The sequence below is a fragment of the Parasedimentitalea psychrophila genome (assembly GCF_030285785.1).
Taxonomy (GTDB): Bacteria; Pseudomonadota; Alphaproteobacteria; order Rhodobacterales; family Rhodobacteraceae; genus Parasedimentitalea; species Parasedimentitalea psychrophila.
In genome coordinates, this window is sequence record NZ_CP127247.1 from 1,749,880 (window position 1) to 1,775,475 (window position 25,596).

Consider the following 25,596-nt stretch of genomic DNA (forward strand, 5'->3'; position numbering starts at 1 on the left):
TACAGGCAGATGCAGCCCAGATCACTAGGCCGCTTGGCGCACCTCAGATCGTGTTTTGCTGATCATCAGCGCAGCATTTGCTGCCTCACGGCCTTTTTCGACAAAATGCTCGCGGTAGATGGCGTTGTGGTGATCGGTTTCCTGATAGTGATGCGGCGTCAGTGACACCGACAGCACCGGCACCCCGGTGTCCAGTCCGGCGCGCATCAATCCGTCAACCACCGCCTGAGCGACAAAATCATGCCGGTAAATGCCGCCATCGACGACAAAGGCGGCGCAGGTCACGGCGCCATAGCGTCCGGTTGCCGCCAGATCGCGGGCCAGCAGCGGCATCTCAAAGGCACCGGGCACGTCATAGACGTCAACCTGATCTGCTGGGATAAGCTGTAAAAAACCGTCGAGCGCGCGGTCGACGATATCGGCATGCCATTGCGCCTTGATAAAGGCATAGCGGGTGGGTGTCATGGGTCTCTCCTTGGTTACTGACACGTCACCCAAGGCGATAACGAACGATTGAGCGCGCAGGTTTCCCCAAGCCCAAAATCGCACGTTCTCTTCCATCCGGACTATGACCGTCGGCTCTGGAGTCTCACCAGATCTGCTGACACCCCGTTTAACTGGGGCCGCTCGCGGGCTTACAGGATAGACCTGCTTACCGCCGGTGGGGAATCTCGCCCCGCCCTGAGAACGCGCGGACATTGGCAAAACTAGCTGCGCTTTGCAAGGGGCTCAATTCACCAGCATCCACAGGGCCACCAGCGCCAGCATGGCGCCAAACAGAGTGTTCAGCCGCCTGGCGCTGTCTGGCGACCTAAACCGGCTGGCGATCTGGTCACCAATCAGCGTCCAGACCAGAAAGGCGATGAAATTGTTCAGGGTAAACACAGTGGTGATCAGCAGCACCGCAATCATCTTGGTGGTATCGCTCTTGGGCAGAAACTGGGTGAACATCAGCGCAATGATCACATAGGCCTTGGGGTTTAGCACCAGCAAGGTAGCGCCATCCCAAAAGCTGGCAGGGCGGGCGGTCTCACTGTCCTGCAAGATGCCCGACCGGAACAGTTTCCACGCCAGCCACAGAACATAGAGCGACCCGGCGGCCTTCAGGATTAAAAAGCCATTGGGGTAGCGGTCCAGTGCCGTCACAAAGCCCAGCCCAATGGCCAGCGTCACCAGCCATGTTGCCAGATGATAGCCTAAATTCGCCCTTAGGGTCGCCATCAGCCCAAAACGGGCGCCATTGGCGGCAAAGAACATATTGCCGGGGCCGGGGCTGTAGGCGAGGGGAAACAGAAACACGATGAGTGCGAGGCTGATCTGGGTCATGGGGGCATCCTGTTGAATGGCCGACCCATAACTGCCGCAGCCCCATGGGCGCGACCCGTTTCCTGCGCAAAGCCGGACACGGCGCGGTCATTTCCGCCTTTTCTTTGTGGGTCCGATACCTAAGGTGCAACAAAGAGGAGAATATCATGAAACTGATTTACGCCCCGACCTCGCCCTTTGTGCGCAAGGTAATGGTGCTTTTGCATGAAACTGGCCAGTTGGACGATGTTGAGATCCAGCCGGTGGCCACCACACCGCTATCGCCCGCCGACGATGCAAAAACCGCCAATCCATTGGCCAAGATCCCGGCGCTGGTCCGTGATGATGGTCCAGCGCTGTATGACAGTCGGGTGATCTGTGCCTATCTGGATGACCGAGCGGGCAGCGGGCTCTACGCTGGCGGCTGGGACAGCAAAGTGCTGGAAGCAACCGCAGATGGCATCATGGATGCCGCCGTGTCAGCCGTCTATGAACGCCGGATGCGCCCGCTGGACAAACAGTGGGACGATTGGGAAGCAGCGCAGATGGGCAAGGTTCTGGGCGCCTGTGCGGCGCTGAATGCGCGCTGGATCAGCCACCTGAAGGGGCCGCTGGATATCGGTCACATCGCCGTCGGCTGTGCCTTGGGTTATGTTGATTTCCGTCAGCCAGACAGCAACTGGCGTCACGGCAACGAGGCGCTTGCGGATTGGTTCGCTGATTTCGAATCGCGGCCCAGCATGCTGGCAACCCAGCCTCCTGCCGGGTAACCAAACTCTTGAAAATCGGGCGGCGCCCCCTATATGTGACTTGCTTTGCGAGCGCCGCCTGCCAGAAAAAAGGTCCATGCGGCCTTATGCGCGGCTTTGACCGCTGGACGTAAGCCATTCTCCTCGGTAGATACCCGCCTGAGCCACCACGAATTTTCGCGGTAGCATGCGCATGTTTGCCCGAAACGGGCGCTGGAATTGGAGAAAACCTCGTGTCCCACGCAGAAGACAACGAAGGCACCCGGAGAGACTTCCTCTACTATGCCACCGGCGGTGCCGGTGTCGTCGTTACAGGGGCCGCAGTCTGGCCGCTGGTCAATCAGATGAATCCCTCGGCGGACGTAAAAGCCCTGTCGTCGATTACCGTCGACATCAGCGGCGTCGAAGTTGGCACGCAGTTGCGGGTCATGTTCCTGGGCAAGCCGGTGTTCATTCGCCGCCGCAGCCAGGAAGAGATCGACAAGGCGCGCGCCGTGGTACTGGACGATCTGCCAGATCAGCTGGTCCGCAACGCCAACAAGCCTGGCCTGGATGCTTCGGATGAAAACCGGACCATGGATGACGCTGGCGAATGGCTGGTGATGATGGGTGTCTGTACCCACCTTGGCTGTGTGCCATTGGGTGACGGCGCTGGCGATTTCGAAGGCTGGTTCTGCCCCTGCCACGGATCGCACTACGACACTGCCGGTCGTATCCGCAAAGGTCCCGCGCCTGAGAACCTGCCGGTTCCCATGGCCGAGTTCCTCGACGCAACAACGATCAAACTGGGATAAGGAAGCGACGTATGTCCGGAATTCCGCACGATCATTACGAACCCAAAACTGGTGCCGAAAAGTGGCTGCACAGCCGCCTGCCAATTGTTGGGTTGCTGTATGACACAATTATGATTCCCACCCCCAAGAACCTCAACTGGTGGTGGATCTGGGGCATTGTACTGGCGTTCTGCCTGGTGCTGCAAATTGTCACCGGTATTATCCTGGCGATGCATTACACGCCGCATGTGGACCTGGCCTTTGCCAGCGTTGAACACATCATGCGCGACGTCAACGGCGGCTATATGCTGCGGTATCTGCACGCCAACGGCGCCTCGCTGTTCTTTGTCGCCGTCTATATCCACATCTTCCGCGGCTTGTTCTACGGCTCTTACAAGGCACCACGTGAAATCACCTGGATCGTCGGCATGCTGATCTTCCTGATGATGATGGGCGCCGGTTTCATGGGCTATGTTCTGCCCTGGGGCCAGATGTCCTTCTGGGGGGCCACCGTGATCACCGGCCTGTTTGGTGCAATTCCCTTTATCGGTGAAGCGCTGCAAACTTGGCTGCTGGGCGGACCTGCAGTGGGCAACGCCACACTGAACCGCTTCTTCTCGCTGCACTATCTGCTGCCGTTTATCATCGCGGCGCTGGTTATCGTGCACATCTGGGCCTTCCACACCACGGGCAACAACAACCCAACCGGTGTTGATGTGCGCAAAGGGTCGAAAGAAGAAGTCAAGAAAGACACCCTGCCGTTCTGGCCTTACTTCGTGATCAAGGATTTCCTCGGTCTCGCAATTGTGCTGGTGATCTTCTGGGCGATTGTTGGCTTCCTGCCAAACATGCTGGGCGAACCGGATAACTACATCGAGGCGAACCCGCTGGTCACCCCAGCCCACATCGTTCCCGAGTGGTACTTCCTGCCGTTCTACGCAATCCTGCGGGCCTTCACTGCCGAAGTCTGGGTGGTTCAGTTCACCTCTTTCATCACCGGTGGCATCATCGACGCTAAGTTCTTTGGTGTGATGGCGATGTTTGGCGCTATCGCTGTGATGGCTCTGGCACCATGGCTGGACACCAGCCGCGTGCGTTCGGGTCTGTACCGGCCAATGTTCAAGTGGTGGTTCCTGCTACTGGTCGTCGACTTCTTTGTCCTGACCTGGCTGGGCGCAAAACCCGCCGAGGAGCCCTATGCCTCCTTCGCACTGATCGCCTCGGCTTACTGGTTTGGCTACTTCCTGGTGATCCTGCCGCTTCTGGGTGTGATCGAAAAGCCAGTCGCTACGCCTGACACCATCGAAGATGACTTCAACGCGCACTATGGCAAATCGGACGATGCTTCGACTGATGCCACAGCGGCTGAATAAGAAAAGGGACCGAAAAACCATGTTGAAGAAACTTGTAATCGGTGCCGCTCTTGCTTTGGCCCCCGTCGCCGCATTGGCGGCGGGTGGCGAGCAGCACATCGAGTCGTACGACTTCTCGTTCAACGGTGCCTTTGGCACCTACGATCAGAACCAGCTGCAACGCGGCTTGCAGATCTACACCGAGGTCTGCTCGTCCTGTCATGGGCTGAAGTTTGTGCCTCTGCGCACCCTGGCTGACGCGGGAGGCCCCGGCCTGTCACCCGAGCAGGTGGTCGCATATGCGGCTGAAAACTTTACCGTCTATGACGCAGAACTGGACGAGGACGTGCCCGCCAAACCGGTGGATCACTTCCCCGCCAATACCGCAGCTGGCGCGCCTGACCTGAGCCTGATGGCCAAGGCCCGCAAAGGCGGTCCCGACTATATCGCCTCGCTGCTGAACGGCTATACCGGTGAAGAAAAAGAAGAGGCTGGCAGCACCTACTACGAGAACACCGCCTTTCCGGGCGGCTGGATCTCAATGGCGCCGCCACTGGAAGATGACTACGTAGAGTTTGCCGATGGCCACGACACTAGCCTGCACAGTATGTCACAGGACGTTTCAGCCTATCTGATGTGGAGCGCCGAGCCCAAGATGATGGCGCGCAAACAGGTTGGATTTGTCGGTGTGCTGATGCTGACGATCCTGTCGGTTTTGTTGTATCTGACCAACAAACGCATCTGGGCGCCGATCAAGGGCCGCAAAAACAGCTGAACGCTGGTGTGATTGAAAAAATGAAAACCCCCGTGCTTTGGCGCGGGGGTTTTTCTTTGCCAGAAGCGGTGTTTGGGGGCCAGCCCCCAGCGTGCAGGTCTGCACGCTTCCCCCGGAGTAGTTTGAGCAAAAAGAAGCAGCAGGGCCGCGCCAGGTTTCTTTTTGCTTAAACTACTCCCGCCGGAGGCATCCTGAGGCACCGGTCACGACCGGTGGTGAGACAAACAGGTGCGCCGTTAGGCGCTCGATTGAATCGACAGTAACGATCAGGCGGTCAACTGATTGTTTACGGAGCCAGTGATTTTAGCTGTGACAATCTCGCCTTCGCTTTGCGGCGCGGCAAATTGCACTTCGGTGAACTGTTCGGTGCGGCCCATATGGGCGTTTTCCATCAGGATGTGATGTATCTGACCAATTTGCGCCTGCAGGTGCCGCTGCACCTGGTCCGCGCCTGCTGCACGCAGGCGGGCGGCGCGGTCCTTGATCACCTTGCCATTCACCTGATCCGGGATCTTGGCGGCCGGGGTGCCCTCTCGCTTGGAGTAGGGGAAAACATGCAGCCAGGTCAGCTGGCAATCCCTCACCAGTTTCAGCGAGTTGTCAAAATGCGCTTCGGTTTCGGTTGGGAAGCCAGCGATGATATCGGCGCCAAAGGTTATGTCCGGGCGCAGCTTTTTGGCCTCTTCCGTAAAGCGGATGGCGTCATCACGCAGATGGCGGCGTTTCATGCGTTTCAGAATCAGGTCGTCGCCGTGCTGCAGGCTGAGGTGCAGGTGCGGCATCAGCCGCGGCTCACTGGCGATGGCCCGCATCAGGTTGTCGTCCACCTCGATCGAATCGATAGATGAGATCCGCAGCCGGGGCAGGTCCGGCACCAGCCGCAGGATCCGCATCACCAGATCACCAAATTTGGGCGCCGCAGGCAGATCAGCGCCCCAGGAGGTCAGGTCAACTCCGGTCAGCACCACCTCGTTATAGCCCTTATCGACCAGGCGTTTGATCTGGTCCACCACCACGCCGGCCGGAACTGAGCGCGAGTTGCCGCGGCCATAGGGGATGATGCAAAAGGTGCAGCGGTGGTCGCAGCCGTTCTGTACCTGCACATAGGCGCGGCTGCGGCTGCCGAAGCCGTCGATCAGATGGCCTGCGGTCTCGGTGACGGACATGATGTCATCCACCTGCACCGCTTCGCTGTCGCCGATAAAGTCAGCCGCCATGCCATTCCAGGTCTCGGGGCGCATCTTTTCGGTATTGCCGATGACCACGTCTACCTCGGCCATGGCGGCAAAGGTTTCGGGCTCTGTCTGCGCCGCGCAGCCGGTGACGATCAGCCGGGCGTCCGGGTGTTCCCGGCGCAGCTTGCGGATCTCCTGGCGCGCCTTGCGCACCGCCTCGGCGGTGACCGCACAGGTGTTGACCACCACGGCGTTTTCCAGCCCAGCCTGTTGCGACAATTCCTTCATGGCTTCGGTTTCATAGGCGTTCAGCCGACAGCCGAGGGTCGCGAATTTGGGAGTATTCATGTCAGGCCTTCCAGGAAGTCACGGGTCAATACGCCGCTCAGCACATGTTTGGTGGCGCCGGTCATCCAGACGCCGTCGTCGCGCCAGTCAATCCACAAGCTGCCGCCGTCCAGATCGATCTGCACCTTGCGCCCTGTCAGTCCACGACGGGCCGCCGCCACAGCGGTAGCGCAGGACGACGAGCCTGAGGCAAGGGTGATGCCCACACCGCGCTCCCAGACCCGCATGCGCAGGCGATCAGGGGCCACCAGATGCGCCACCTGCACATTGGTGCGCTCGGGGTATAGCGGGTGATGCTCGCAGCGGCTGCCAAATTCTTCCAGCCGCACCTGCTCGGCATCCTCGACGAAAAAGGTGCAATGGGGATTGCCCATACCGGTTGCCGTCGGAGCGCCCTCGATTGGCAGTTCCAGCGTGTCCAATTCCTCGGCCAGCGGAATCTGGTGCCACAGCAATTGCGGCTGTCCCATGTTGACCGAGGTCAGCCCGTTGCCTGCATCACGCGCGAACAGATCGCCGCGGTCGGTGGTCAGGTGCAGCTCGCTGTTGCCACTTTCCTCCATCAGCCAGCGGGCGATGCAGCGGGTGGCGTTGCCGCAGGCCGCCGAGGTCGAGCCGTCTGAGTTGTAAAAGGTCAGATGGGCATCACCGGGCCCCCGTTCGATCACCGCAAGCTGATCAAAGCCAACCCCAAACCGGCGGTGGCCAATGCCGCGCGCCAGCGCAGGGGTGATAACCACGGGATTCGCACGGGCATCGACAACGACAAAGTCATTGCCCAGCCCGTGCATCTTCATAAACGGCAGTTCGGTGATGGAATTGGTGCTCATGTCGGGCATATAGCCCCGCCCCCGGAATGAATCTACCCTTGGCCCGAAAAAGTTGAAGAAAGCGCTTGACCGCTTGCCTAGCTAGCCCTAGAGAAGCGCCTATCAGGACGGTTTGAATGAGATCTTCAAGCTGACTTGGGAGCGAATTAAGCTCTTGATCTTCTTAGATCAATTGGCTTAAAGAGCGACACGGAAGCGATCCGATCGCTTCGAAAAAGTGGGCCGTTAGCTCAGTTGGTAGAGCAACTGACTTTTAATCAGTAGGTCTCCGGTTCGAACCCGGAACGGCTCACCACTTTTTCCGCCTTTGTTGAATATCACCACGGGCGCTGCCTATGGCAGCAGCATTGTGGCCGACCTGAGTTTTGGGTTGTCGGCAGGCTCCCGACCTCTGTTATGCAGGTGAGTGATATGGAGACGTCCGGCGCGCGCCAGCGGTGCCGCTCCATCTGATGCGAGGGAGAGTATAGCTATGAAAATTGGATTTATTGGCACTGGTGACATCACCGAAGCGATTGTTACTGGTTTGATTGCGACGGATTTTCCGATCAGCGAGATCATCCTGTCAGAACGCAGTCAGGCTAAATCGGCGCGGCTTGCGGCGGCGGATAGCCGGATCCGCGTGACCCCGGACAATCAGCAGATCGTAGATCAGGCCGATCTGCTTTTCCTGGCGGTGCGGCCTCAGGTCGCCGAAGAGGTGCTGCGGGTGCTCAAATTTCGCGACGGCCAACAGGTCGCCAGCCTGATTGCAACCGTCACATTCGAATCACTGTTGGACTGGATTGGCGCGCCGGTCAGTCTCAGCCGCTCAATCCCATTGCCTGCGGTGGCCAACCGGCGGGGTGTGACTGCGATCTATCCGGCGGATGAGCTGCTCGAATCATTCTATGACGCCCTAGGCACGGTGGTTGTTGCGCAATCGCTGGATGAATTTGATGCCTATGCCGCCGCAAGTGCGCTGATGGAGCTGTATTTTGGTGTCATGGAGACCGCATCGGATTGGCTTTGCACCCAGGGCACATCGCCACAGAACGCGCAGAGCTATCTGACCAAGATCTTTCTGGAGCTGTCCCGGACGGCCGACAGCGCACCTCAGGCTAGCTTTGCCAGCCTGCGCGACAACCATTCCACGCCGGGTGGGCTGAATGAACAGATGTTTTCGGTCTTCGCGGACTCGGGCGGCACAAAGGCCCTGACTCAGGCGCTGGAGAGTGTCGCCAAACGGGTGCGTAACGCGCGAGAGGCATAGTCACGGGAGGGCCAGGGGCTGCGCATCCGGTGATTGTACTGGATATTGGATACAATATAAGTTTAAGCTTTTGTATAATTGTGCGTTATGCGACCGATCCTTTAGCGGGGTCGCATAGCTCTTGGTAAAACAGGGAGTACTAAAATGCATAAGCAAACACGCCTATTATTTGCCGGCCTTCTCTCCAGTACAGTCTTCGCAGGGGCTGCTTTGGCGGCTGGGACCCATCCCCAAACCGGCGAAGCCTTGGCCGATGATCAAACCTTTACCTACCGTATTCTTGACGAACACAGTTCGGTTGATCCGCAGGTGGTCGAAGATGTCTCGGGCGCTGAAATTGTCCGTGACCTGTTTGAGGGCCTGATGAATCAGGACCGCGACGGCAATCTTGTGCCCGGAGTGGCCACAGGGTTCACCACCAACGACGCCAAGGATGTCTATACCTTCACCCTCAGGGACAGCGCCAAATGGTCCAACGGTGATCCGGTGCTGGCCAGTGATTTTGTCTATGCCTGGAAACGCGCTGTCGATCCTGAGCTGTCGTCGCCCTATGCCTGGTTCATGGAGCTGATGTCGATCGAAAACGCCGCCGCCATCATTGCCGGTGAAAAACCGCTGGATGACCTGGGGGTGACTGCCATTGATGATCACACGCTTCAGGTGCGGTTGTCTGCGGCGCTGCCCTATTTTCCGCAGATGACCACCCATTCCACAACCTTTCCTGCACCGCAAAAGGTGATTGCGACACATGGCGACGCCTGGACCAAGCCCGAAAATATCGTCTCGAATGGCGCCTATATACTGACCGAGCACCTGCCTCAGGAACGCTCGGTTCGGGAGCGCAACACCCTGTATTGGGACAATGAGAACACCATCGTTGAAAAGGTGGTGGCGCTGGTGATCAACGACGAAAACGTCGCCCTGACCCGCTATATGGCCGGTGAGCTGGATCGCACCGAGGTGCCCGCAGGCCAGTTCCCGCGCCTGCAAAAGGAACATCCCACCGAGGCGATCAGCTTCCCGCGCCTGTGCAGCTATTACTACACCTTCAACCTATCTGAGGATGGCCCCGAGGCCTTCAAGGATCCGCGGGTGCGTCAGGCGCTGTCCCTCGCGGTTGATCGCAAGATCATAACCGAAAAAATCCTCGCTGGTGGTCAGCCCGAAGCCTATACATTTGCCCCCGAGGCCACCGCAGGTTTCACCGTGCCGCAGGTCGAAATGTCTGCCATGACCCAGTCTGAACGCGATTCCTTGGCCAAGGAACTGTTGGCCGAGGCGGGCTATGGCCCGGATAACCCGCTGAGCTTCAACATGATCTACAACACCTCAGAGTCGCACAAAAAGATCGCGGTGGCGCTGGGGCAGATGTGGAAGCAGAAGCTGGGGGTGCAAACCGATCTGGGTAATCTGGAATGGAAAGTGTTCCTGGAAACCCGTGGCAATCAGGACTTTGATCTGGCGCGCGGCGCTTGGTGTGGCGATTACAACGAGGCCTCGACCTTCCTGGATCTGCTGCAATCCAACTCGGGCTACAACGACGGCAAATTCCAGAATGACCGCGTCGATGCACTGCTGGCGGCGGCCAAGATCTCGGACAATACCACCAAGCTGTATACCGAGGTTGAACAGATCCTGGCGCAGGAATCGCCCATTATCCCGATCTATCACTATGCGGGGGTCTATATGATGGACAGCGATGTCGGCAATTGGCCGGTCGATAACGTCGAACAGAATTGGTACTCCAAAAACCTCTATAAAATCGCCGAGTGATCGCATGCCCCTATAACACCGCCCGGCCCCCGATCTGGGGGCGGGGCAACTGTTCAACGCGAGATCCCGAATGATTGCCTATATTATCCGGCGTCTGCTTGCCGCCATTCCGACGATCCTGGTGCTGATCGTGGCCTCCTTTTTCCTGATGCATTTTGCGCCGGGCGGGCCGTTTACCTCGGAGCGCCCGTTGCCGCCCCAGGTGCTTGCCAATATCGAGGCCCGCTATGGGCTGGATCAGCCGCTGTGGAAGCAGCTGTATGACTATCTGTTCAACATCATCTTTCACTTCGACTTTGGCCCCTCGTTCAAATTCAAAGACCGCGACGTCAACGATATCATCGCCCAGGGCTTTCCAATCTCGTTCACCTATGGCTCGCTCTCCTTTCTTGTGGCGACAGTGGTTGGGGTGTCGCTGGGCATCGCCGCCGCCATCCGTCACAACACCTGGATCGACTACCTCGCCGTCGGTCTTGGCATCGCCGCGCAGGCGCTGCCGAATTTCATCATGGGCCCGATCTTGATCCTGACCTTTACCCTGTGGCTGGGCCTGTTGCCCGGTGGCGGCTGGCATGGCGGTCAGTGGCAATATCTGATCATGCCGGTGATCGCCCTGTCGACCTCCTATATGGGCTCTATCGCCCGCATCACCCGCAGTTCCATGCTTGAGGTGCTGAATTCCAACTTCATCCGCACCGCCCATGCCAAGGGGCTGCCCACCCGGACGGTGATCTGGCGTCACGCGCTGAAACCCACCCTGCTGCCGGTGGTGTCTTACCTTGGGCCGGTGTTTGTCTACGTGCTGACCGGCTCGGTCTTTGTTGATATGTATTTTTCCACCGGGGGGCTGGGGCAGGCCTATGTGGGCTCGGCCCTGTCGCGCGACTATGCGGTGCTGCTGGGGGTGACGATCCTCTATGGTATCCTGACCGTTGCGGTGAACCTGCTGACCGATCTGGCCTATGCCTGGTTTGATCCCAAGATCCGGTTTTAGGGGCGCGCCATGTTTGCAAAATCAACAAAAGCCGCCCAGATCGCCGAAGAGGTCACCGATTTTACCGCCGTTCAGGGCCGCTCTCTGTGGCAGGACGCACGGGCGCGGTTTGTGCAGAACCGTGCCGCCCGCGCCTGTGTGCTGGTGCTGGCACTGATCATCGCCTTCACCATATTCGGCCCGCTGTTCGCGCAGTGGAACAACGAAGAGATCGACTGGGACATCATGGGCAATGTGGCGGCGCAGGGCATGCCGTCGCTGGCCACTGGCCACTACTTTGGCGTCGATGATCTGGGCCGGGATCTGTATAGCCGGGTCATTCAGGCCACCACCACCTCGTTGCTGGTGGGGTTGATCGGCGCCTCTATGGCGCTGTTTGTCGGCACCATATACGGCATTATTTCCGGTTTTGTCGGTGGCCGCACCGACAGCATCATGATGCGCATCGTCGATATTCTGATGGCGATCCCCGCGACCCTGGTGATCATCCTGCTGCTGGTGGTCGCTGGCCGCTCCTTCTTCATGCTGTTCATCGCCCTGGGCGCGGTCAGCTGGCTGAGCATGTCGCGGATTGTGCGTGGCCAGACTCTGGCGCTGAAGCACCGCGAGTTCATCGAGGCGGCGCGCGCTGCCGGCGTCAGCGAGATCACCATAATGCGCCGCCATATTCTGCCCAACCTGCTGGGGGTGGTGATTGTCTATGCCTCGCTGATGGTGCCGGAAATGATCCTGGCTGAAAGCTTCATTTCCTTTCTCGGGTTAGGGGTGTCGGAGCCCTATACCTCATTGGGCAGCCTGATCTCGGAAGGGGCGGGCACCATGGCCTATGGCACCCTCTGGCAACTGGCTATCCCACTGTTTTTCTATGTCGCCATCATTATCACCATGTTTTTCATCGGTGATGGGCTGCGCGACGCGCTTGACCCCAAGGACCGCTGACCATGCCCCTGCTAACAGTGCAAGATCTCAGCGTCGATTTCACGACACATGACGGCCCGGTCAAGGCCGTCACCGGCATCAGCTTTGACATCCAGCCGGGCGAATGTCTGGGCATCGTCGGGGAAAGCGGCTCTGGCAAAAGCCAGACCTTTATGGCGGCAATGGGGCTGCTGCCCGCCAACGGGCGCGCCTCGGGCTCGGTCCGGCTGAACGGCAGCGAGATCCTTAATCTGGCGAGGCTCGAACTGAATAAGATCCGCGGCAGCGATGTTGGGATGATTTTTCAGGACCCGCTGACCGCGCTCACCCCGCATTTGCGGGTCGGTGAGCAGATGCGCGAGGTGTTGCAGGTCCACAAGGGGATGGTGGGCAGGCAGGCCCGCCGCCTCTGTCTGGACTGGCTTGATCGGGTGCAGATGCCGGTGGCGGCGCGCAGGCTGGACCAGTTCCCCCACGAGCTGTCAGGCGGCATGCGCCAGCGGGTGATGATCGCCATGTCGATGCTGTGCAATCCCCGGCTGTTGATTGCCGATGAGCCAACAACGGCGCTGGATGTCACGGTGCAGGCAGAGATCCTTGATCTGATGGCCGAGCTGCAAAAAGAGCAGGGCACCGCCATTGCGCTGATCACCCATGATATGGGCGTGGTCGCCCGCATGTGTGACCGCATACAGGTGATGCGTCAGGGCGGCTTTGTTGAAAGTGGCACCGCAACCGAGATCTTTCGCAGTCCAAAACACGCCTATACGCAAGCCCTGCTCAAGGCGATGCCGCGCATCGACGCGGCAGATGCACCGCAGCTGTTCGAAACCAAAGCACGGCCAATCCTGCAGGTTGTTGACGTCAAGGTTCACTTCCAGATGAAAATGCCCGGCGGGTTGTTTGGCCACAGGGTGCCGCTCAAGGCGGTGGATGGTGTCAGTTTTGACGTCCGGCAAGGCGAAACACTGGGGGTGGTGGGCGAAAGCGGCTGTGGCAAATCCACCCTGGCCCGCGCGGTTCTGCAATTGATCGAACCCACCGGTGGCGGTGTCAGCTGGCTGGGGCAGCCGATCGTGGGGCTGAAACGGGCCGAGCTGAACAAATACCGCAAGGACCTGCAAATTGTGTTTCAGGATCCTCTGGCCAGTCTTGACCCGCGCATGACCATTTCGGCCTCGATCGCCGAACCCTTGCTGACCTATCGTCCCGATTTGACCAACCGCGAGCGCAAGATGACGGTGGCTGATATGATGGAGCGGGTGGGGCTGGACCGGACCCTGTTCAACCGCTACCCGCACGAGTTGTCCGGCGGCCAGAACCAAAGGGTTGGCATTGCCCGGGCGATGATCAACCGGCCCAAGCTGATTATCTGTGACGAGGCGGTCTCGGCGCTGGACGTCTCCATTCAGGCGCAGATCATTGGGCTGCTGCGGGAACTGCAGGCCGAATTCGGCTTGGCGCTGATCTTCATCAGCCACGACCTGTCGGTGGTGCGGGCGATCTCAAACCGGATTATGGTGCTCTATCTGGGCCGGGTGGTTGAGCTGGGCGACGGCGAGACCGTCTGCGCCCGCCCGCAACACCCCTACACGCAATCGCTTATTTCTGCGGTGCCGATTCCAGATCCTGACATTGAACGGAGCAGGTGCCGGATCAAACTGCCGGGAGAGCTGCCTTCGCCGCTGGACCCCCGCGCGGCGCTGCGATTCCTGCCCAGTCGATTGGCTGCCGGAGAAATTAATTACCTGCCGAAACTGATCCAGTTTGCCCCAAATCACTATGTCGCCGAGCATGATCCGCTTGAGCTGATCCTGAGGGACGGATGTCTTGCCTGACCTGCGGCCCGACGCTGCGGACATAAATCCCTAAACAGATATACCCGAAAAGTGATTGCCATGTTATGTATCCCACATCCAGAGCGCTGCGCCTGCGGCATTTTCACGATGCCCCTGCGCCTCTCTGGCGTCTCCTTTGGGAACGTTGCAATCCCAAGTTAGCTTTGTATTAATGACCCAAAAAGGGCCTGTGCGTGACTGATACTCTGTTCCAATTGCCAGCCATCCCGGTGGTTCCCGTCCTCAACGAGGCCGCGGGATATCCTGTTGGGCGTATCTTCTGTGTGGGGCGCAACTATGCCGCCCATGCCGCCGAAATGGGCGTCGAAGTGGACCGCGAGGCGCCATTCTATTTCACCAAATCGCCTGCAAATATGGTGCTGAGCGGGGCGCAGGTGCCCTATCCGCCGGGCACTGACAATTTTCACTACGAGATGGAACTGGCATTGGCGATTGGGGTGCCGCTGTTTCAGGCGACGGCGGAGCAGGCCCGCGCGGCGATCTATGGCTTTGGCTGCGCGCTGGACATGACCCGGCGCGACTTGCAGATCCGAGAGCGCAACAAGCAGCGCCCCTGGAGCCTGGGCAAGGACGTGGAAAATGGCACCGTTCTGGCGCCATTGACCCGCGCATCAGACTGGACCGCATCCGCCGAGCGGCGCATTTATCTCACTGTGAACGGTGAGACGCGTCAGGATGCCACACTGGCCGAGCTGATTTGGTCCCTTGAGGAAATCCTGTGCCACCTGTCGCAATTCTATCACCTGCGACCCGGTGACGTGATCCTGACCGGCACACCTGCCGGGGTTGGCCCTGTTGTGGCCGGCGATGTGATCGAAGGCGGCATTGATGGGCTTCAGTCTATTTTTATGGCGGTGAAGGGCGACGGTGACACTTGAAATACCCGCAATTCCAGCCGCGCAGCGCTGCCCATTGATGAGTCAAATATGCATATCCACTGTTGATGGTTACAAACTCACCTAATAGCAAACGCCCAAGCGGTTCGAATATCGAACTGAGACGGGTGGCACCCAATGAGGAAAATAGGGGCGCCGCCGAAAAATTGAGGAAGAAACAAGAACATTGATGCACTATATTGCAAACTTTAAAAATGAAGGCATTATAGTGCGAGACTATGGTCCTAAGGGAGGAATCACATGACCACTCGGAGAAAGCTACTCGGCGCCTTTGGTGTCGCAGCTATCGCAGCGCTTAGCGCGACATCGGTAATGGCTCAGGAAGTTACCCTGAAGCTACACCAGTTTCTGCCAGCACAGGCAAATGTGCCAAAACTGATCCTGGATGTCTGGGCGGACAAGATCGAAGAGGCGTCCGCAGGTCGCATCAAGATCGACCGTTATCCATCCATGCAGCTGGGTGGCAAGCCACCAGAGCTGATGGACCAGGCCATTGATGGCGTGGCAGACATTGTCTGGACTGTGGTGGGCTATACGCCGGGCCGCTATCCATCGACCGAAGTGTTTGAGCTGCCCTTCATGATGACCGATGCCCGTGCGGTATCGCGCGCCTATTGGGAAATGTTCGAAACCCATATGAAGGACACCGAGTTCAAGGATCTGAAGATCCTCGGCACTTGGGTTCACGGCCCCGGCATGATCCACACCTCGGAGCCGGTGGAAACACCTGATGACCTGCGCGGCATGAAGATCCGTGGCGGCTCACGCTCGGTCAACTCGCTGCTGACCGAACTGGGTGCAACCCCGGTTGGCATGCCGGTTCCGGCGGTGCCCGAAGGCCTGTCCAAAGGCGTGATCGACGGCACCACCATCCCGTGGGAAGTCACCGCAGCCCTGAAAGTTCCAGAGCTGGTCACCAACCACACCGAGTTCACCGGCAAGGCGCTGTACACGCTGACCTTCGTTCTGGCGATGAACAAGCCCAAGTTCGACAGCCTGCCCGCTGATCTGCAACAGATCATCGACGACAACTCCGGTCTGGAATTCTCGGTGTTTGCCGGCGGTACTCAGGCTGATGCCGATGGTCCATCGCGCGAAATGGCGCTGGATATGGGCAACAATGTCATCACTCTGGACGCCGAACAAACTGCCGTATGGCGTGCGCGTTCGCAGCCGATCTATGACAATTGGCTGGCTGACATGAGCGAAAAAGGCATCGACGGTCAGGCACTGCTCGACGAAGCCACCATGCTGATCGAGAAATACTCGAAGTAAGTCTGGTATAGACTAAGGGGCCGCAGCGAACACTTTGCTGCGGCCCTATTTGTGACGCGAAAGGGATGGGTGCGTACCTATGCACAAGCACATGTTAAAACTGGCCAGATTTATGGCTGCCGCTGGTGGGCTTGTCCTGACCCTGCTGATTCTTCTCACCTGCCTGTCGATATCCGGTCGCCTGCTGAATGGCTTCTTTCACGGCGACCTGATGGGCAGCGTTGCGCCAGACTTTGCTGAATGGATGATCGCCATTGGTGTCGGACCCATCAACGGCGATTTCGAACTGGTCGAGGCCGGGGTGGCCTTTGCCATCTTTGCCTTTCTGCCCCTGTGCCAGATCACTTCGGGGCACGCCTCGGTTGACATCCTTGTCGATAACTTCCCCAAACGGGTGAACAGATTTCTGCGCATGGTGACCGAGATCGTGTTTGCCGCAGTGCTGGTTCTGATCGCATGGCGGCTGGCGGCGGGATTGGTCAGCAAGTTGTACAATGGGGAAACCTCGTTTCTGCTGCAATTTCCGATTTGGTGGGCCTATGCCGCCAGTCTGGTTGCTGCCGTGGTGGCTGCCATCGTCGGCGTTTACATGGGTGCTGTGCGCACCATCGAATTTCTTACCGGTCGGATCCTGGTCTGGGACGGCGTGGAGACTGAACAGTGACTGCTCTTGAAATCGGAATTGCCTCTTTCCCGCTCCTGATGGTGCTTATCTTTCTGCGGGTGCCCATTGGCCTGTCGATGTTCCTGGTTGGCCTGGGCGGGCTGATGATCGTTACCGACGGCACCGTGGTGGCCTTTGGTCGGTTGAAAAACGAAACCTATTCGACCTTTTCCTCTTATTCGCTGACCATCGTGCCGATGTTCCTGCTTATGGGCCACTTTGCCACGCTGGGCGGCATGTCCAGCGCGCTGTTCAAAGCCGCCGAAGGGTTCCTGGGCCATCGCAAGGGCGGTGTTGCCATGGCGGCGATTGGCGCCTGCGCCGGCTTTGGCGCGATCTGTGGCAGCTCACTGGCCACCGCCGCCACCATGGGCCGTGTCGCCCTGCCTGAGCTGAAACAATACGGTTATGCCGGCGGCTTCTCAGCGGCCACACTGGCGGCTGGCGGCACCCTTGGCATCCTGATCCCGCCCTCGGTGGTGCTGGTGATCTATGCTATCCTGACCGAACAAAATATCGCCAAGCTGTTCCTCGCGGCCTTTATACCGGGCATCTTGGCGGCCCTCGGCTATGTGATTGTCATCTCGATCTATGTGCGGCTGTATCCTGAATCGGCCGGCACCCGTCCGGCAATACCCTGGGCCGAGCGCTTTGCCGCTCTGTTCCGGGTCTGGCCGGTGCTGATGGTGTTTGGCGTGGTGGTTGGTGGTATCTACCTGGGTTGGTTCACCCCAACCGAAGGCGCCGCCGTCGGCGCCTTTGGCACCGGGATGATTGCCTGGCTGAATGGTGGTTTGGACCGGGTCAGCCTGACCGACAGCTTCATGGTCACCGCCCGCTCCACCGCGATGATCTTTTTCATCGTGCTCGGGGCCGGCTTCTACAATGGCTTTCTGGCGCTGACCAAAGTGCCGCAGGAACTGGCCGATTTTGTCGTCAGTCAGGGGCTCAGCCCATGGATGGTGCTGACGCTGATTCTAGTGTTCTACCTGTTGTTTGGCTGCCTGATGGATAGTCTCAGCATGATCCTGCTGACTATTCCGATCTTCTTCCCAGTGATTTCGGCGATGGATTTCAATCTGGTCTCGCTGCCCGCAATGCAGGCCAGCGCCGCGATGGAGGTGCTCAATGTCGGGGTGCCCGACGGCATGGCAGATGGGATGCTTGCCTCGATCCAAGAGGCCATTGCCGGCGGTATGGAGCTAACCCGCGACCAGATGAAAGAACTGGGCATTCGGGTGACCCAGGGCATGGCCAACCGGATTGAGGCAGAATATGTCGCCATCTGGTTTGGTATCCTGGTGCTGATCGTGGTCGAGGTTGGCCTGATCACTCCGCCGGTGGGGATGAACCTGTTCATCATCAATGCAATGGATCGCAAAACCAAGATGATCGACACCTACAAAGCGGTGATGTTCTTTGTCGCTTCGGATCTTGTCCGGGTGATCATTCTGGTGCTGTTCCCGATCATAACCCTGCTGCCGTTGATGCTCCTGTACTGATCATTTTCTTACCCCTCACCACCGCTTCCTGTGGCGGTCTGGTGAGGCGCATCATGAACGCAATATTATCCCCCCGTAGCAGCCCTGCTATGGGGGGAATTGCATGGGTCAGGCGGATTCAATCAGGCTCTGGTAACCCACGGGTTACCTCTCAATCGCCTTTGTTGCATTATTATGCACAATAAATGCGCAATATGTTGCATAGTCCAAATTCTGGTGCATTATGACAGCATACCAAGGCTCAACATCGCGGAGGGCCTGGGGGTGTCGGACCACTTGACCCGGCCCCCATGCGAGGAGAACCAGAATGACCGCCAGCGCCAATGCAGCCAGCTACTTTGTTGATCGTCACAGCACCGAACGGCCGGATAAAATCGCCTTTCGGGAGGCGGCAGGGAAAAAGCGCAGTCTCAGCTATGGCCAGTTGGCCAGTGACAGCAGTCAGGTTGCCGGGGCACTGGCCCGCGCCGGGATTGCCCGCGAATGCCGCATCGCAATGCTGGTGCTGGATCAGATCGAATTTCCCCAGATCTTTTGGGGCGCGCTTAAAGCTGGCGTTATCCCGGTGCCGCTGAACACCCTGCTCAGCACGGCGGTCTATGAAACCATCCTGCGCGACAGCCGTGCCACCGCCCTGTTTGTCAGTGCCGAGGTCTGGCCGGTGGTCAAACAGGCGGCGCTGGCAGCACCAGATTTGCAGCACATCGTAGTGATTGGCGATGAGACCCCCGAGGGCACCATCGGGTTTGGCGATTTTCTTGCCGGGGCCGAACCGCAACATGCGGTGGCCTGCTCAGCGGATGAGGAGGCGTTCTGGCTCTATTCCTCGGGCTCCACCGGTCTGCCGAAAGGCGTGCGCCACGTGCATGGGGCGCTGCGCGCCACCGCCGAAACCTATGGCGCTCAGGTGCTGAAGATCACCGAACAGGACGTGGTGTATTCAGTGGCGAAACTGTTCTTTGCCTACGGTATGGGCAACGCGATGAGCCTGCCGATGGCGGTCGGCGCGACGGCGGTTCTGTTCAGTGGCCGGCCGACACCCGACGTGGTGGTGGACATTCTGGAAGCAGAAAAGCCAACGATATTCTGCGGGGTGCCAACGCTTTATGCGGCGACACTTGCCCGGTTTGAGAGCGCGACAAAGCCTGAGGTGCCATTGCGCTGCTGCATTTCAGCAGGCGAGGCGCTGCCCGAGGATATTGGCCGCAAATGGAAAGCTTTCTGGGGCGTTGATATCCTGGACGGCGTCGGCTCCACTGAAATGCTGCATATCTTTCTCTCCAACGCCGCAGACGATGTGGTCTATGGAACCTCGGGTGTTGCGGTACCCGGCTATCAACTCCGGCTGGTGGACGAAGCCGGGGATGAAGTGGCGCAGGGGGAGATCGGCGAGCTTCTGGTCTGCGGAGATTCGGCGGCAGATGGCTATTGGAATCAGCGTCACAAGAACCGGGCGACCTTTGAAGGCAAATGGACGCGCACCGGTGACAAGTACCAACGCGACTCGCAGGGGCGGTACATCTACTGCGGCCGCACCGATGACATGTTCAAGGTTTCGGGCATCTGGCTGTCACCGTTTGAGGTCGAGCAGGCGCTGGTCTCCCATCCGGCGGTGCTCGAAGTGGCGGTGGTTTCGGCCCGCGACGATGCCGGTCTGGAAAAACCCAAAGCCTATATCGTGCTGAAAGAAGGCCCCGCCAGCCCGGAGCTGGCAGCCGAGTTGAAGGCCTTTGTCAAAGACAAGATTGGCAAATGGAAATATCCGCGCTGGATCGAATTTGCCGATGACCTGCCAAAGACCGCAACCGGAAAGATTCAACGGTTCAAACTGCGTCAGGACTCTTAACGTGCATTATAATGCATGAAATCCTCGCATAAAATTGAAAGGTCAGGCAAGTATCTGCATTATTGTGCACAACAAGCTTTACCCGAGGTGGCTTGCTGCGCTATGCTGCATAACAAGACAGACTCAGGAGTGCGCGCCATGACCCAAGTGATTGATTTTCAGACCGACCCCACGAAATACCGTCACTGGCGGGTTGAATATGATGGCGAGGTTGCCAATCTGTTCATGGATGTGGACGAGGCCGGCGGGTTGTTTCCGGGCTATGAGCTCAAGCTCAACTCCTATGATCTTGGTGTCGACATCGAGCTGGCAGACGTGGTGCAGCGGATGCGGTTTGAACACCCCGAGGTCAAAGTTGTGGTGATGCAGTCGGCCAAGGACAAGGTGTTCTGCGCCGGCGCCAATATCCGCATGCTGGGCGGCGCCAGTCATGCCCATAAGGTGAATTTCTGCAAATTCACCAATGAAACCCGCAATACATTTGAGGCCGCAGAGGTGGATTCCGGGCAGATGTATATGGCCGCAATCAAAGGCGCCTGCGCCGGTGGCGGCTACGAGCTGGCGCTGGCCTGCAACTACATCATGCTGACCAACGACAGCGCCTCCTCGGTGTCGCTGCCCGAAGTGCCATTGCTGGCGGTATTGCCAGGCACTGGCGGGCTGACCCGGGTGACCGACAAGCGCAAAGTGCGGCGTGACCTGGCAGATGTGTTCTGCTCGATCGAGGAAGGTGTCAAAGGTCAGCGCGCGGTGGACTGGAAGCTGGTTGACGAAGTGGTCGCCAACTCAAAATTCGACGCAGCAGTGCTGGACCGCGCCGCCGAACTTGCAGCCGCCAGCGCCAAGCCATCGGGCCTGTCGGGCATTGAGCTGACACCGCTGGAGCGCCGCTTTGGCGACGATGGCTCGGTGAGCTATTCCACTGTCGAGGTTGTGATTGATCGCAAAAACGGCCGTGCAAATATCACGCTGAAGGGCCCGGATGAGGCCGCACCGGCGGATATGGCCGCGCTGCAGGCGCAGGGGGCCGAGTCCTATATTCTGCGACTGGCACGTGAATTTGACGATGCCCTGTTGCACCTGCGGCTGAACGAACGCGAAGTCGGTCTGATGGTGTTCCGCACCCAGGGCGACTCTGAGATCTTGCTGGCCCACGAGGAGTTGCTGCTGGCCAACAAAGATCACTGGCTGGCCAATGAGATCCTGAAGTACTGGAAGCGGGTGCTGAAACGGGTCGACATGACCTCGCGCTCGCTGGTGGCTCTGGTCGAGCACGGATCCTGTTTTGCCGGAATGCTGGCTGAATTGCTGTGGTCGGTGGACCGCAGCTATATGATGCTCGAGGAGTTTGAGGGCGACAACCGGAGCTTGGCTGCTGTCTCTCTGAGCGAGGGCAATTTTGGCAGCTATCCAATGGGCAATGACCTGACCCGGCTGCAGACCCGCTTTCTCGGTGACCCGGATGATGTCGAGGCGCTGAAGGAACGAATGGGCGAAGCCCTGGTTGCCGAAGAGTGCGAGAATCTGGGTCTGATCACCTATGCCTTTGACGACATCGACTGGGAAGACGAAGTGCGGCTGTTCATGGAAGAGCGCGCCAGCTTCTCGCCGGATGCGATGACCGGTATGGAGGCAAACCTGCGCTTTGCCGGTCCCGAAACCATGGAAACCCGCATTTTTGGCCGCCTGACCGCCTGGCAGAACTGGATTTTCCAGCGCCCCAATGCAGTTGGCCCAGAGGGCGCCTTGCAACGTTATGGCACCGGTAAACGCGGCGAATACAATATGGAACGCGTCTAGACAACAACGGTGCGTGCAAGCACGCACCCTACACCAACCGTAGGGTGTGTGCTTGCACGCACCACCCCGTAGGAGAGATGAAATGCTCGATCTGATTAATGTCAGCTATGACACCCAAATCCCAAATAACGTAGGCCTTAGCAGTGACAAGAAGGTTCTGAAGGCGCTGGAGAAATGGCACCCTGGCTATATCAACTGGTGGAATGACCTGATCCCGCAGCAGTTCCAGCAGAGCATGATTTATCTGCGCACGGCCGTTTCGGTCGATCCCAAGGGCTGGGCCAAGTTCGATTACGTGAAGATGCCGGAATACCGCTGGGGTGTGCTGCTTGCACCGCAGGTCGAAGGCCGCACCATTCCCTGCGGTGAACACTACGGTGAACCCGTCTGGCAAGAGGTCCCCGGTGAATACCGCAACATGCTGAAGCGGATGATCGTTATTCAGGGCGACACCGAGCCGGGATCGGTTGAACAGCAGCGGTTCCTGGGCCTGACCGCGCCGTCGCTCTATGACCTGCGCAACCTGTTTCAGGTCAATGTCGAAGAGGGCCGCCACCTCTGGGCGATGGTCTACCTGCTGCAGAAATACTTTGGCCGTGATGGTCGTGAAGAAGCCAACGACATGCTGGTGCGCTCCTCCGGTTCCGAAGAGGCGCCCCGGATGCTGGGGGCCTTCAACGAGGAAACGCCGGATTGGCTGTCGTTCTTCATGTTCACCTATTTCACTGATCGCGACGGCAAGATGCAGCTGGAAAGCCTGGCCCAGTCCGGCTTTGACCCGCTCAGCCGCACCTGCCGATTCATGCTGACCGAAGAGGCGCACCACATGTTTGTGGGTGAAACCGGCGTTGGCCGCACCATTCAGGCGACCTGTGATGCGATGAAGCGGGCCGGTATCACCGATCCCTATGACATCGACAAAATCCGCGATCTGGGCGTCATCGACCTGCCGACGATCCAGAAAAAGCTGAACCTGCATTACACCCTGTCACTGGACCTGTTTGGCCAGGAGGTGTCAACCAACGCCGCCAATGCCTTTAACTCGGGCATCAAAGGCCGGTTCATGGAGCAGCGGATCAAGGATGACCACCAGCTGACCAATGACAGCTATGTGGTGCGCTCGATCAAGGAAGGCCGGATTGTCGCCGAAGAAGTGCCGGCCCTGACCGCGATCAACATGCGCCTGCGGGATGATTACGTCAAAGATGCTGCCGGTGGTGTTGGTCGCTGGAACAAGCTGATTGCCAAGCTGGGCGTTGATTTTGAGATGACCATCCCGCACGAAGGGTTCCACCGCAAAATCGGGGTCTTTTCCCCCGTTTGCATTTCCCCAGAGGGTGACATTATCTCCAGGGAACAGTGGGATGCCAAGGCCAAGGACTGGCTGCCTACCAAGGCAGACGGCGATTTCATCCAATCGCTGATGAAACCCTGTATGGATCCGGGCAAATTTGCCAGCTGGATTGCGCCACCAAAGGTCGGTATCGACAACAAACCGGGTGATTTTGAGTATGTGCAGCTGCACATGGCGTGACGACCCCAGACCCGGCTCCATGTGTGAGCCGGGTTTAGCCTTGAGAGGAGCATATGCGATGAAAATCAGACGTGACCGGGCGGCAACACCCCGGATTGAGCATCTGGCGCTGCAAGTCAGCAGCCTGCAAGGCCCCTGCGTTGGCTGTCAGAATTGCACCGGGCTGTGCATGGCGCTGATTGATGCGCTGACATTGCCCGATATCATCCTGAACAAGGCGATAAAGACCCAATGACCCAGGCCGTGAAACAGCATTTGATCGACCCCGAAATTTGCATTCGCTGCTACACCTGCGAAAATGCCTGCCCCGAAGAGGCCATCGTCCATGACGATGTCAACGTGGTGGTGGATGCCAGCAAGTGCAACTTTTGCATGGATTGCATTTCGGTCTGCCCAACCGGCTCTATCGACGAATGGCGGGTGGTCACCACGCCCTATTCGGTGGACCAGCAATTTGGCTGGGAAGAGATGCCCGAACAGGCCGAGATTGCCGAGGGCGGCGAGGCCGAAGACGGGCTAGAGGCGTTGGATGACGCGATGGCCGCCTTGCTGGCTCAGGCGCATTCGGGGGCCGGTGGCAAGGCCAAGGCACCACTCAGCGCCACCAAGCCGACCATCAACATGTATACCCTTGGCAAGCCCGCAAAGGCGCGGGTGCAGGGCAATTACCGGCTAACAGACCAGGCCAGCGACGCCGATGTGCGCCATATCATCCTTGATCTTGCCGGCCTGCCGTTTCCGGTGCTCGAAGGTCAAAGCATCGGCATCATTCCACCGGGCAGTGATGCCAAGGGGCAGCCACATCTGCCGCGGCTCTATTCGGTCTCCAGCCCGCGCGACGGTGAACGGCCTGGATTTTTGAACATCTCGCTGACGGTCAAGCGCGAGCCGCAGGGGGTCTGCTCTAACTATGTCTGCGATCTGGGCAAGGATGACGAGGTGCAGCTGACGGGTCCGTTTGGCTCGACCTTCCTGATGCCCAATGATCCGCAGGCGGATATGCTGATGATCTGCACCGGCACCGGCTCAGCGCCCTTTCGCGGCTTTACCATGCATCGCCAACGGGTCTCGCCCGGGGACAGGGATCGCATGACGCTGGTGTTTGGTGCCCGCAGACCGGAAGAGCTGCCCTATTTCGGCCCGCTCAACAAAATCCCGGATGGCTTTATGGCCAAGCACTTTGCCTTTTCCCGGCAGCACGGTGCGCCCAAGCAATATGTGCAGGATCGTCTGCGTGAAGAATCCACCCGGGTGGCTGAACTGCTGCAGAACCCCAATGGATATATCTACATCTGCGGACTGAAGGCGATGGAACAGGGGGTCGAAGAGGCCCTGCGCGACATCGCCCGTGGCATTGATTTGAACTGGCCCGAGTTGAGGGATAAGATGCGCCTCGACGGACGATATCACGTGGAAACCTACTGAATGACGATACAGGAACCAGCGGCGGCTCTGGCCAATTTCACCCATCAAATTCGGGTTGGCTGGGGCGATTGCGACCCGGCGCGCATTGCCTATACCGGGCGGCTGCCCTGGTTTGCACTGGAAGCCATCGATGCCTGGTGGGAGCATAACCTGGGCGGCGACGGCTGGTTTCAGATGGAGCTGGATCGCGGCACCGGCACGCCTTTTGTGCATATGAGCATTGATTTTCGCGCACCGATCACCCCGCGCCATCGGCTGATCTGCGAGGTTTGGCCGTGCAAACTGGGCACCAGCTCGATCGGTTTTAGGGTCAATGCGCGTCAGGATGACAAACTGTGTTTCGAGGGTAAATTCATCTGTGTCTTTATCACTCCTGACACTTTCACCTCGAAACCGGCACCGCATGACATCCGCGACATCGTCACCCCGCTGCTCCGCCCCGAATAGCGCGGTTTTTCGCAAAATAGTGCAGCCTGACTGTGAAACTGCCGGTTTCTGTTTGAAGGTGCAGCCCAGTCGCTCTAGATTTATGCAGTATGATTCATATTTGG

23 protein-coding genes, 1 tRNA gene and 1 riboswitch are annotated in these 25,596 nt (G+C 58.6%); of the genes, 20 read left to right on the forward strand and 4 right to left on the reverse strand.

Translation table 11 applies throughout. The annotated features are described in order from the left end of the window. Positions 1-24 precede the first annotated feature (24 nt). Together QPJ95_RS08425 and QPJ95_RS08430 are read right to left on the reverse strand one after the other, a co-directional pair. Complete coding sequence (locus QPJ95_RS08425) at positions 25-465, reverse strand: 6,7-dimethyl-8-ribityllumazine synthase (protein ID WP_270917364.1); 441 nt, start codon at positions 463-465, stop codon at positions 25-27. Positions 466-545: 80 nt separating this feature from the next. Then, positions 546-693, reverse strand: a riboswitch (FMN riboswitch). A 36-nt stretch (positions 694-729) separates the two neighbouring features. Beyond that, the gene (locus QPJ95_RS08430) at positions 730-1,326 is read right to left on the reverse strand and encodes a LysE family translocator (protein WP_270917365.1); all 597 of its coding nucleotides are present in this window, start codon (positions 1,324-1,326) and stop codon (positions 730-732) included. A gap of 146 nt (positions 1,327-1,472) precedes the next feature. On the opposite strand from QPJ95_RS08430, the gene QPJ95_RS08435 reads away from it, so the two are divergent. From QPJ95_RS08435 to QPJ95_RS08450, 4 genes are all read left to right on the forward strand, one after another. Then, positions 1,473-2,075: a glutathione S-transferase gene (locus tag QPJ95_RS08435; protein WP_270917366.1), complete on the forward strand. Its 603-nt coding sequence runs from the start codon at positions 1,473-1,475 to the stop codon at positions 2,073-2,075. Positions 2,076-2,287: 212 nt separating this feature from the next. Then, complete coding sequence (gene petA / locus QPJ95_RS08440; RefSeq protein WP_270917367.1) at positions 2,288-2,848, forward strand: ubiquinol-cytochrome c reductase iron-sulfur subunit; 561 nt, start codon at positions 2,288-2,290, stop codon at positions 2,846-2,848. 11 nt (positions 2,849-2,859) lie between these two features. Next, the gene (locus QPJ95_RS08445) at positions 2,860-4,200 is read left to right on the forward strand and encodes a cytochrome b (protein ID WP_270917368.1); all 1,341 of its coding nucleotides are present in this window, start codon (positions 2,860-2,862) and stop codon (positions 4,198-4,200) included. Between the two features lie 19 nt (positions 4,201-4,219). Beyond that, the gene (locus QPJ95_RS08450) at positions 4,220-4,954 is read left to right on the forward strand and encodes a cytochrome c1 (RefSeq protein WP_270917369.1); all 735 of its coding nucleotides are present in this window, start codon (positions 4,220-4,222) and stop codon (positions 4,952-4,954) included. A 266-nt stretch (positions 4,955-5,220) separates the two neighbouring features. On the opposite strand, the gene mtaB is transcribed toward QPJ95_RS08450, so the two are convergent. Beyond that, complete coding sequence (gene mtaB, locus QPJ95_RS08455; RefSeq protein WP_270917370.1) at positions 5,221-6,477, reverse strand: tRNA (N(6)-L-threonylcarbamoyladenosine(37)-C(2))-methylthiotransferase MtaB; 1,257 nt, start codon at positions 6,475-6,477, stop codon at positions 5,221-5,223. Beyond that, positions 6,474-7,316: a diaminopimelate epimerase gene (gene dapF, locus QPJ95_RS08460; RefSeq protein WP_270917371.1), complete on the reverse strand. Its 843-nt coding sequence runs from the start codon at positions 7,314-7,316 to the stop codon at positions 6,474-6,476. Before dapF ends, mtaB begins: the two co-directional genes overlap by 4 nt. Before the next feature lie 210 nt (positions 7,317-7,526). On the opposite strand from dapF, the gene QPJ95_RS08465 reads away from it, so the two are divergent. The 16 genes from QPJ95_RS08465 to QPJ95_RS08540 all read left to right on the forward strand — a co-directional run bounded on the left by QPJ95_RS08465 (position 7,527) and on the right by QPJ95_RS08540 (position 25,492). Next, a tRNA-Lys gene (locus QPJ95_RS08465) sits at positions 7,527-7,602 on the forward strand. A gap of 177 nt (positions 7,603-7,779) precedes the next feature. Continuing rightward, entirely contained in the window at positions 7,780-8,559 is a 780-nt protein-coding gene (locus QPJ95_RS08470) for a pyrroline-5-carboxylate reductase (RefSeq protein ID WP_270917372.1), read from the forward strand. A 144-nt stretch (positions 8,560-8,703) separates the two neighbouring features. Continuing rightward, positions 8,704-10,332, forward strand: a complete 1,629-nt coding sequence (locus tag QPJ95_RS08475) for a peptide ABC transporter substrate-binding protein (protein ID WP_270917373.1) — start codon at positions 8,704-8,706, stop codon at positions 10,330-10,332. A gap of 70 nt (positions 10,333-10,402) precedes the next feature. Next, on the forward strand, positions 10,403-11,326 hold the full coding sequence (gene oppB / locus QPJ95_RS08480) for an oligopeptide ABC transporter permease OppB (RefSeq protein ID WP_270917374.1): 924 nt from the start codon (positions 10,403-10,405) through the stop codon (positions 11,324-11,326). 9 nt (positions 11,327-11,335) lie between these two features. After that, entirely contained in the window at positions 11,336-12,265 is a 930-nt protein-coding gene (locus QPJ95_RS08485; protein ID WP_270917375.1) for an ABC transporter permease subunit, read from the forward strand. Between the two features lie 2 nt (positions 12,266-12,267). Beyond that, the gene (locus QPJ95_RS08490; RefSeq protein ID WP_270917376.1) at positions 12,268-14,082 is read left to right on the forward strand and encodes an ABC transporter ATP-binding protein; all 1,815 of its coding nucleotides are present in this window, start codon (positions 12,268-12,270) and stop codon (positions 14,080-14,082) included. Positions 14,083-14,276: 194 nt separating this feature from the next. After that, the gene (locus QPJ95_RS08495) at positions 14,277-14,981 is read left to right on the forward strand and encodes a fumarylacetoacetate hydrolase family protein (RefSeq protein ID WP_270917377.1); all 705 of its coding nucleotides are present in this window, start codon (positions 14,277-14,279) and stop codon (positions 14,979-14,981) included. Positions 14,982-15,239: 258 nt separating this feature from the next. Continuing rightward, the gene (locus QPJ95_RS08500; RefSeq protein ID WP_270917378.1) at positions 15,240-16,274 is read left to right on the forward strand and encodes a TRAP transporter substrate-binding protein; all 1,035 of its coding nucleotides are present in this window, start codon (positions 15,240-15,242) and stop codon (positions 16,272-16,274) included. Positions 16,275-16,353: 79 nt separating this feature from the next. Further along, positions 16,354-16,938: a TRAP transporter small permease gene (locus tag QPJ95_RS08505; RefSeq protein WP_270917379.1), complete on the forward strand. Its 585-nt coding sequence runs from the start codon at positions 16,354-16,356 to the stop codon at positions 16,936-16,938. Further along, positions 16,935-18,440, forward strand: a complete 1,506-nt coding sequence (locus tag QPJ95_RS08510; protein ID WP_270917380.1) for a TRAP transporter large permease — start codon at positions 16,935-16,937, stop codon at positions 18,438-18,440. The genes QPJ95_RS08505 and QPJ95_RS08510 overlap by 4 nt, the downstream gene beginning before the upstream one ends. 307 nt (positions 18,441-18,747) lie before the next feature. Continuing rightward, positions 18,748-20,286, forward strand: coding sequence for a benzoate-CoA ligase family protein (locus QPJ95_RS08515; protein WP_270917381.1), 1,539 nt, complete (start codon positions 18,748-18,750; stop codon positions 20,284-20,286). 138 nt (positions 20,287-20,424) lie between these two features. Next, positions 20,425-22,086, forward strand: a complete 1,662-nt coding sequence (gene boxC / locus QPJ95_RS08520; RefSeq protein ID WP_270917382.1) for a 2,3-epoxybenzoyl-CoA dihydrolase — start codon at positions 20,425-20,427, stop codon at positions 22,084-22,086. Positions 22,087-22,168: 82 nt separating this feature from the next. Continuing rightward, on the forward strand, positions 22,169-23,620 hold the full coding sequence (boxB, locus tag QPJ95_RS08525) for a benzoyl-CoA 2,3-epoxidase subunit BoxB (RefSeq protein WP_270917383.1): 1,452 nt from the start codon (positions 22,169-22,171) through the stop codon (positions 23,618-23,620). A gap of 58 nt (positions 23,621-23,678) precedes the next feature. Then, positions 23,679-23,855 carry a hypothetical protein gene (locus QPJ95_RS08530; RefSeq protein ID WP_270917384.1) on the forward strand — a complete coding sequence of 59 codons (177 nt, stop codon included), beginning with the start codon at positions 23,679-23,681 and terminating at the stop codon, positions 23,853-23,855. 8 nt (positions 23,856-23,863) lie between these two features. Next, positions 23,864-25,045, forward strand: coding sequence for a benzoyl-CoA 2,3-epoxidase subunit BoxA (gene boxA / locus QPJ95_RS08535; protein WP_286018253.1), 1,182 nt, complete (start codon positions 23,864-23,866; stop codon positions 25,043-25,045). After that, a complete protein-coding gene (locus tag QPJ95_RS08540; RefSeq protein ID WP_270917386.1) occupies positions 25,046-25,492 on the forward strand; it encodes an acyl-CoA thioesterase in 447 nt (148 codons plus the stop codon). Positions 25,493-25,596 lie beyond the last annotated feature (104 nt).

Excerpts from the sequence above, each read along its gene's own strand:
- oppB (WP_270917374.1), top strand. The coding sequence starts at position 10,403 with ATGATTGCCTATATTATCCGGCGTCTGCTTGCCGCCATTCCGACGATC.
- QPJ95_RS08425 (WP_270917364.1), bottom strand. The coding sequence starts at position 465 with ATGACACCCACCCGCTATGCCTTTATCAAGGCGCAATGGCATGCCGAT.
- QPJ95_RS08475 (WP_270917373.1), top strand. The coding sequence starts at position 8,704 with ATGCATAAGCAAACACGCCTATTATTTGCCGGCCTTCTCTCCAGTACA.
- QPJ95_RS08445 (WP_270917368.1), top strand. The coding sequence starts at position 2,860 with ATGTCCGGAATTCCGCACGATCATTACGAACCCAAAACTGGTGCCGAA.
- QPJ95_RS08530 (WP_270917384.1), top strand. The coding sequence starts at position 23,679 with ATGAAAATCAGACGTGACCGGGCGGCAACACCCCGGATTGAGCATCTG.
- boxB (WP_270917383.1), top strand. The coding sequence starts at position 22,169 with ATGCTCGATCTGATTAATGTCAGCTATGACACCCAAATCCCAAATAAC.
- QPJ95_RS08450 (WP_270917369.1), top strand. The coding sequence starts at position 4,220 with ATGTTGAAGAAACTTGTAATCGGTGCCGCTCTTGCTTTGGCCCCCGTC.
- QPJ95_RS08515 (WP_270917381.1), top strand. The coding sequence starts at position 18,748 with ATGACCGCCAGCGCCAATGCAGCCAGCTACTTTGTTGATCGTCACAGC.
- QPJ95_RS08435 (WP_270917366.1), top strand. The coding sequence starts at position 1,473 with ATGAAACTGATTTACGCCCCGACCTCGCCCTTTGTGCGCAAGGTAATG.
- dapF (WP_270917371.1), bottom strand. The coding sequence starts at position 7,316 with ATGCCCGACATGAGCACCAATTCCATCACCGAACTGCCGTTTATGAAG.
- QPJ95_RS08500 (WP_270917378.1), top strand. The coding sequence starts at position 15,240 with ATGACCACTCGGAGAAAGCTACTCGGCGCCTTTGGTGTCGCAGCTATC.
- QPJ95_RS08505 (WP_270917379.1), top strand. The coding sequence starts at position 16,354 with ATGCACAAGCACATGTTAAAACTGGCCAGATTTATGGCTGCCGCTGGT.
- QPJ95_RS08430 (WP_270917365.1), bottom strand. The coding sequence starts at position 1,326 with ATGACCCAGATCAGCCTCGCACTCATCGTGTTTCTGTTTCCCCTCGCC.
- mtaB (WP_270917370.1), bottom strand. The coding sequence starts at position 6,477 with ATGAATACTCCCAAATTCGCGACCCTCGGCTGTCGGCTGAACGCCTAT.
- boxC (WP_270917382.1), top strand. The coding sequence starts at position 20,425 with ATGACCCAAGTGATTGATTTTCAGACCGACCCCACGAAATACCGTCAC.
- QPJ95_RS08490 (WP_270917376.1), top strand. The coding sequence starts at position 12,268 with ATGCCCCTGCTAACAGTGCAAGATCTCAGCGTCGATTTCACGACACAT.
- QPJ95_RS08540 (WP_270917386.1), top strand. The coding sequence starts at position 25,046 with ATGACGATACAGGAACCAGCGGCGGCTCTGGCCAATTTCACCCATCAA.
- QPJ95_RS08485 (WP_270917375.1), top strand. The coding sequence starts at position 11,336 with ATGTTTGCAAAATCAACAAAAGCCGCCCAGATCGCCGAAGAGGTCACC.
- QPJ95_RS08470 (WP_270917372.1), top strand. The coding sequence starts at position 7,780 with ATGAAAATTGGATTTATTGGCACTGGTGACATCACCGAAGCGATTGTT.